Raw genomic sequence first — 7,292 nt, forward strand, 5'->3', positions numbered from 1 at the left:
GCACTTGAAGTCTTCCTTGTCCCAAATCAGATTATTGATGGGGGTATTACAGGAATATCGATTATGCTATCGTATATTACTGGATGGAAACTAGGATTATTCATTTTTATTTTAAACCTTCCATTCTTTTTTATTGGCTACAAGCAAATCGGAAAAACATTTGCCCTATCTACACTGTATGGGATTACCATTCTATCCATTACCACGTCTTTCCTGCACCATGTATCCGCTTTTACCTCAGATATGACTCTCGCCGCTATTTTCGGGGGAATGATTCTTGGGATTGGAGTCGGAATCGTTATTAGATATGGTGGTTCTTTAGATGGAACTGAAATACTTGCCATCCTTTCCAGCAAAAAACTGCCATTTTCAGTAGGTGAAATTGTCATGTTCTTTAACCTATTCATCCTTGGAAGTGCGGGTTTTGTTTTCACTTGGGATCGTGCAATGTATTCGATTCTTGCTTATTTTGTGGCATACAAATCCATGGATGTTGTTATTGCAGGGTTAGATGAATCAAAATTCGTCTGGATTATCAGCGATGAATTTCAGGACATCGGAGACGCAATTCTTCATCGTCTTGGACGAGGCGTCACCTACCTTACTGGTGAGGGTGCCTATTCTGGGGATGATAAAAAGGTAATATTTTGTGTCATCAACCGGCTCGAAGAAGCAAAGCTTAAGGATATCGTTAAAGATTTCGATACCTCAGCGTTTCTTGCGATTGGAGATATTGCCGAGGTAAGAGGCGGACGCTTTAAGAAGCGAGATATTCATTAAGTAAGTTCAGCTCCTCAAGGAAAGAATGATCTTAGATGCAAGGTGGTTCTTTCCTTGAGAAGCTTCATTAAAAAAAGCACAACTCATAGAGTGTGCTTTTTTATTTAGTATATTATTTATGACGAGGATTATTGATTGCCTGCAGCATTTTAGTACCAAGAACCATTTCGCTTCCGCATAAAGGACAGCTAGGTACTTCACTACTCGTAAAGTTATCCCGGATCCAACCTTTACAGTCTTCTGATGTACAATCCCACACTTTTGTTTCTTCAGGTATTACTTCTTCAGTATTATTACGTTTATACATACATCCCACTCCTTGGATTTGAATTGGTTTCTTACAATCCCCAAAATCAAGCTTATTTAACTGGAATAAGATGAAAGACGAGTACCCTTATATGGTCTATTTTGTGGATTTCAAATCTATTATACCACAAATCACTGTCTAAAATGTAATTATATCTCTGGAAGAGCGCTTGATCCTGATATAAATAAAGCTGCCCTTTCTCATAAGGACAGCTTTTTTCAGCCTGAATGCTGAATATGTTTTGGTTTCCAACCATTCCACCAAAAGAGGCTTGGCTCTAAGGAAGAATAGTGGAAAGCTTAAGAGCAATTATAACCTTAACCTAATACAATGAAAGCCCTGCCTCTCTTATCATCTTTACGGCTCCAAGACCGCGCCAGTGAGAATCAGGTTTCAGTTTTAAAATACAAATTTATTAAAGGAGACTGAATTATATGCCGGTCTGGGGTATTTTTTGACTGACAACATTTTAGTAGAAGTAAGTTAAAAATTTAGAAGTAAAAATCAAGTGAGGACTTTATATCTGAAGTATTTCCGTCATTCATTGAATTTCTAACTTGTTTCTATAAGCTACTTTAATGCAAAAACAAATGGATATACCATTTGGCTTTAATAAATATGCTATTATGTTAATTACTCTTTTGTGTCTATTACGACACTGAATTTATATTGTAGCATCTTATATAAATCATGTCAAACATTAATTTTAAAAAAGGCCGATGACTGCTATCCATCTGCCTTTCCTTTTTGCCTAACGCTATGATTATTATTCAACGATACGCATTATATTCTGTTAGTATTTGCGGTAATTCCCGCACTTCCTCAACCAGATTTCCGCCGCACATTGGGCAAGGCTGATTTTCTGTTGCAAAGTCTTTTCTCATCCATCCGTTGCAGGATTCTGATTCACACGCATAGACAATGGTGTCCTCTATTATTGGTGCTGGTTCCTCTGAATTCTTTTTACCAAAATACATGAGCGACCTCCTTTTTCTATACTATATGCAAAAGGAGGTAAAATTATTTATATTAGACAAGCATTGTCTTTCTTACTAATGCCGCTTTAATCATGAAATAAGTAATGTCTGCAGGCAAAGCCTCTTTCAGCGGTTTTAACTTATCTGCCCCTACTTCTCCAGCAGCCTTAAGAATCAGCTTCTGCTGTTCATCAGAAAGAATCCGATCCCAATCAAGTTCCAACCCTTCTAACGCACATTTAATCAAATGATTTTCAACCGAAACAGGAGATAGACCGCGAATTTCTGCGATTTCATTTACAGTCTTGTTCTGTTGAAAATAGTTCAGCGATTCAAGATGAGTCGGTTCGCCTTTTTCTTTTGGTGTGGGATGGTTCGGCCCCTCTATCGGTGCTAATTCTGGATGATCACTCAAAAAATGAGCAATCGCTGAAAGGAACGGTGCACCATACTTTTCTTGTTTTTGCTTACCTACACCTTTAACCTCCAAGAACTGTTCATCTGTTTTAGGGTACCTAGATGCCATATCTTTCAACGTTGCATCAGAGAAAATAACGAACGGCGGTACATTCTCTGTTTGTGCAATTTCCTTACGCAGCTGACGCAGTTCTTGGAACAACTCATCATCGACTGATAGAGCTGCAACTTTAACAATTTCCTTACGCAAGACTTGCTGCTTGCCGAGTAATACTTCTTTGCCTTCATTGGTTAATTTCAAAACAGGGAACTGTCCGCCTGAAAGGGCAATAAACTGGCGTGCTGTCAGGAAATCAATAAAGTCCGTAATGTCCTTCGCCGACTTTTTCCCCATTATTCCATAGGTAGAAAGTGTTTTAAATCCGAATTCTTCAATTTTTTTATTTTTCGAACCAGATAAAACTTGAGCTACGAGTGTCTTCCCAAATCTTTCACCCATCCTAATGATACAAGACAACACCATTTGTGCTTCTGTCGTTACGTCCACAGAAGATCGGCTGTCTCGACAATTTTCACAACGACCGCAATCATCCGGATTCTCTTCACCAAAGTAACGGAGGATAAATGCTTGTAGACACCCTTCTGTAAAACAATAATCCTTCATCAAGTTCAGTTTAGTAAGTTCCTGATTCAGACGGTCCTCTGATGGGTTAGATTGATCAAGCAAAAACCGTTGCACTCGTATATCCTGAGGAGAATAAAGAAGAACACATTCACTATCCAGTCCATCACGTCCTGCACGGCCTGCTTCTTGTTAATAACTTTCCATATTTTTTGGGATTTGATAATGGATAACGAAGCGAACATTCGATTTATCAATTCCCATACCAAACGCACTGGTGGCAACCATAACCGATATATTATCCTGTAGAAATAATTCCTGCTGTTCTGAACGTTCACGCTCACTCATACCGGCATGGTATCGACCAGCATTAACCCCGCTTTTCATAAGGCGGGTATATAATCTGTCAACTTCCTTCCGCGTAGCCGCATAGATAATCCCTGATTCCTCTTTGTTCTCAGTAAGATAACGGCTGAGATATTGATCTCGATTTTCATCTTTTAGGGTAGAAAAGATCAGGTTTTTTCTAGCAAACCCAGTGGAAATCGCATCATCCTCATCAATCCCAAGTGACTTGCAGATATCTTTCTGCACGATGGGCGTTGCTGTAGCAGTTAAAGCCAAAACAACTGGACGAGAAGGAATCTGTTCTATTAATGGGTTGATACGTAAATAGCTTGGACGAAAATCATGCCCCCATTGAGAAATACAGTGCGCTTCATCAATTGCAACGAGAGAGATATTAAGCTCTTGAAGCTCCCTCATAAAATATGGATTTTCCAACCGTTCAGGGGCGACATATACTAGTTTATAAACTCCATCCTTGATATCACGCAGCCGCTGATCTGCTTCCGAGGCACTAATTGAGCTGTTTAATAACGTAGCCTCAATTCCATTCTGCAGTAAGGTATCGACCTGATCCTTCATCAAAGAAATTAGCGGTGAAATAACTAATGTCACCCCAGGCAAAATTAACGCAGGAATTTGATAACAAATGGATTTACCACCGCCAGTTGGCATTACCCCTGCTGTATTTTTCCCGCTTAGAACCTGTTCAATGATCGTATCCTGCCCGCTTCGAAATTCATCGTAACCAAAATACTTTTTCAAATACTGTCTTGCCTGTTCCATCATCCTTTATTCCCTCTTTCCCGTTCAAACTTCTCCCTTCATTCTACATTGAAACCCATCACACATCAAAGGCGAAGAAAAGAGAATGCCTTCTTTTTGGATTAGGTTGGTTTTCGAATTCTTATTTAGGTGAGGATCCCCTCTCCAAACAGCTTTTCAACTAGATTGATCATGTTTTTTGTGGATGGGGTTAGTAAACTGAATATCTTTTCTGTTCTTAAGAGACAGGAATCTTGTTTTGGCAGCCCATCTGAGGAGTGAAATGCTAGGGCTGAATACCTTGGAGTTTGGGCCGAATAATTCCCCGTATAGGCTGAATAAATCGCGGTTTGGGCCGAATGTTGGATCTTTTGGGCCGAATAAGCGCTTTTTGACTTCGCATTTGGATGGAAACCCCACCTCCAAACAGCTTTTCAACTGGATTGATCACGTTTTTCGTTGATGAGTTTGTAAAATGAGTATCTTTTTTGTTCTTAAGAGACAGATACTCTGTTTTGGCAGCCATCCAGATGTAAAATTCACCTTCATAATAAAATGACAAATAAAAAACCATTGACCTCAAAGGGGTCAATGGTTTTTATTATCTTAAATTATTTAAGAACTTTTACGTTGACTTGTTTGACGCCCCAATTAACAGCATCTTCTTCTTCTGCGAAGAATAGGTCAATTTTGTTTCCTTTAATGGCTCCGCCCGTATCGGCAGCAGTTGCATAGCCATAGCCTTCTACATAGACTTTAGATCCTAGTGGAATAACAGTTGGATCTACGGCAATGACCATTGCGTCAGGGTTAGCATTCAAGTCTACACCTGTTGCCGTGATTCCTGTGCATCCTTCACAACTGGCGGTATATGCCGTTGCACGAACAGATAGTTCGTTTGCTGTATCAGATTCAGAAGAATTTTCTTCTTGTACTGGTTCAGCTTGTACTGGTTCAGCTTGTACAGGTGCTTCCTCTTTTACAGGCTGCTCTGGTTGAGATTCCTCTTCAGCATCCTCTTGTACAGCTGCTTGTTTCGCAGGTTCTGCTGCTGGTTGAGAGTCGGTTGTATCGGCTGATTGATTAGTTAAGATGGACAGTTGATCGTCTGGTTGAATTAGATCAGAAGATAATTTGTTCCATTCTTTTAAATCCTGTACAGTCACTCCGAACATTGCAGCTATATGTGATAAGGTATCCCCGTTTTTAATTGTGTAGGTTTCTTCCCGGGAAACCTTTAAAAGATCATTAGGGTGAATCATATCTGAAGTTAAGTTATTCCAGGATTTTATATCGTTGATCGAAACTTCATACTTTGCTGAAAGTCCCCATAATGTGTCTCCGTCTTGAACTTTAACGTTTTCTGCGTGGGTGTTGGTTCCAGCACCACCGGAAATTATTGCTGCAGCAGCTAAAGATAGAATTATTTTTTTCATAAATATAGTACCTCCTTGGTTACGCTCATTAAGCTAACAGGGATTATAATAACATAGGCACATTTCATTCAAAGGACAAACAGATAAAGAACAGATGACGAAGATAACAGCAAGATGTCAGTGTGTTACAAACGAGCTGTTTCTCCGTAAACTGTCATATAAGTCACTAATCCATCGCTATAAATGACCATCTCCTTCTAATTCGTAATTTATCACTTAATTCGGACTATGGATTTAATCAAAAAAAACACCGGTGCATGCAGCACCGGCGTTTACTTATGGTTCTTATTTTCGATCAGAGGAATAAGTCCAGCCATCTTCTTGATAGACTTTCCCTTCCTTCATTAGTTTTCCGAGTGCACGCTTAAACGCACCCTTCGAGATTCCAAAATGGAATTCAACATCATCAGGAGATGTTTTATCACAATAAGGCATGGCTCCACCACGGTTCATTAAGTAACCATAGATAACGCCAGCGTCCCCTTCCATTTTATCTTGTTTGAAAGGATGTAATGAGACGTTCAAGCTGCCATCTTCTTTGATATCAATTACTCGGCCTTCCACAAACTGTCCAAGTCTTGGCTCTTGTTCTCGCTCGCTTTCGTGGATAAAGCAGCGATACCCTTCTTGAGAAACGAAAAATGAACCAACTAGAAGCAGGCGGTAGACGTTTCCGGAAACAGGTGTATTAAACATTCCCTTTTGTGGTGCATCTATAACTACTTCCTGCATAACGTCTTCAGTTGCCAGTTTTCCATAGAGTCGCCCTTCCCGATCTGTTTTCAGACATATGTATAGTTTGTCTCCAACAGTCGGCCATAAGTGATCAATGTTTGGTAAATCATCGACTGACACCAACAGGTCTTTAGGAAGACCAATATTAACAAACACACCAAGTCTTCTTTCTACATCGACAACCTCAGCCCAAGCATACTGATCAAAACCGATTTCTGGAATCAATGTTGTAGCCGTAAATCGACCCTGCTTATCTACATATATAAATACCGTGACATAATCACCTATCGCTACTTCCATACCTTCTTTAATCGCATTATGATGAAGCAAGACACTTTCTTCTGTCTCATCTATTAAGAAAAAACCAAACTCAACTTCACGATCCACTTCTAATTCAACGACCCTGCCGGCCTCTATAATTGACATAATAAAAAAACCTCCTGTAAACAACCATTGTATACCTTTAGTGTACCCATTTTTAAATTTCCAACCTATACGAATCTACCATTTTTACGAACAACTGTATATAGTATCAGTGATTCTCATGCCCTAAATCACGAAAAAAAGCTATATTTTCATTCTTTTTGGATGATTTCTATAAAAAAACGGAGCAAATTTGCTCCGTTACCTTTATCTATAAGTTAGTCTCTCTGTGGAACCATGATTTGGCCTCGCTTGCCATTACTTAAAAGTGTTTGGAGAATCATTTTTGATAACTGGCTGGGCTGGTACGGTTTAACTAAGTAATCCTTTGCGCCCAAAGAAAAGCCTCTTTCTTTCTCATCTAATGCAGTTGAAATAAAGATGGGCAGATCTTTCAATTGAGGATTCTCTTTCAGTTTTTGCATAAGATCCCAACCATCCATGTCTCCTTCTTCAAGCATAATATCAAGAACAATAGCATCGGG

At 39.4% G+C, this 7,292-nt stretch carries 6 protein-coding genes and 1 pseudogene; 1 reads left to right on the forward strand and 6 read right to left on the reverse strand.

Going from position 1 to position 7,292, the window contains the following annotated elements; translation table 11 throughout:
• Window positions 1-780 (forward strand): YitT family protein (locus AC52RT_RS06420; protein ID WP_495539980.1); only part of this gene is annotated, 780 nt, incomplete at its 5' end.
• Between the two features lie 112 nt (window positions 781-892).
• Here the strand turns inward: AC52RT_RS06420 and AC52RT_RS06425 are convergent.
• From AC52RT_RS06425 to AC52RT_RS06450, 6 genes and pseudogenes are all read right to left on the reverse strand, one after another.
• Entirely contained in the window at window positions 893-1,087 is a 195-nt protein-coding gene (locus AC52RT_RS06425) for a cold-shock protein (RefSeq protein ID WP_040376133.1), read from the reverse strand.
• 770 nt (window positions 1,088-1,857) lie between these two features.
• On the reverse strand, window positions 1,858-2,064 hold the full coding sequence (locus AC52RT_RS06430) for a cold-inducible protein YdjO-related protein (RefSeq protein WP_495539981.1): 207 nt from the start codon (window positions 2,062-2,064) through the stop codon (window positions 1,858-1,860).
• Window positions 2,065-2,116: 52 nt separating this feature from the next.
• Window positions 2,117-4,237, reverse strand: a pseudogene (recQ, locus tag AC52RT_RS06435) (DNA helicase RecQ).
• Between the two features lie 587 nt (window positions 4,238-4,824).
• Window positions 4,825-5,649: a 3D domain-containing protein gene (locus AC52RT_RS06440; protein WP_495539982.1), complete on the reverse strand. Its 825-nt coding sequence runs from the start codon at window positions 5,647-5,649 to the stop codon at window positions 4,825-4,827.
• Between the two features lie 285 nt (window positions 5,650-5,934).
• A complete protein-coding gene (locus tag AC52RT_RS06445; protein WP_495539983.1) occupies window positions 5,935-6,810 on the reverse strand; it encodes a CvfB family protein in 876 nt (291 codons plus the stop codon).
• A 215-nt stretch (window positions 6,811-7,025) separates the two neighbouring features.
• Window positions 7,026-7,292, reverse strand: a 267-nt coding sequence (locus AC52RT_RS06450) for a response regulator (protein WP_495539984.1), incomplete at its 5' end; no start/stop codon positions are given.

Source organism: Peribacillus sp. (assembly GCF_059453735.1).

Bases quoted from the DNA above. Each gene is read 5' to 3' on its own strand.
- AC52RT_RS06425 (WP_040376133.1), bottom strand. From the start codon at position 1,087: ATGTATAAACGTAATAATACTGAAGAAGTAATACCTGAAGAAACAAAA.
- AC52RT_RS06430 (WP_495539981.1), bottom strand. From the start codon at position 2,064: ATGTATTTTGGTAAAAAGAATTCAGAGGAACCAGCACCAATAATAGAG.
- AC52RT_RS06440 (WP_495539982.1), bottom strand. From the start codon at position 5,649: ATGAAAAAAATAATTCTATCTTTAGCTGCTGCAGCAATAATTTCCGGT.
- AC52RT_RS06445 (WP_495539983.1), bottom strand. From the start codon at position 6,810: ATGTCAATTATAGAGGCCGGCAGGGTCGTTGAATTAGAAGTGGATCGT.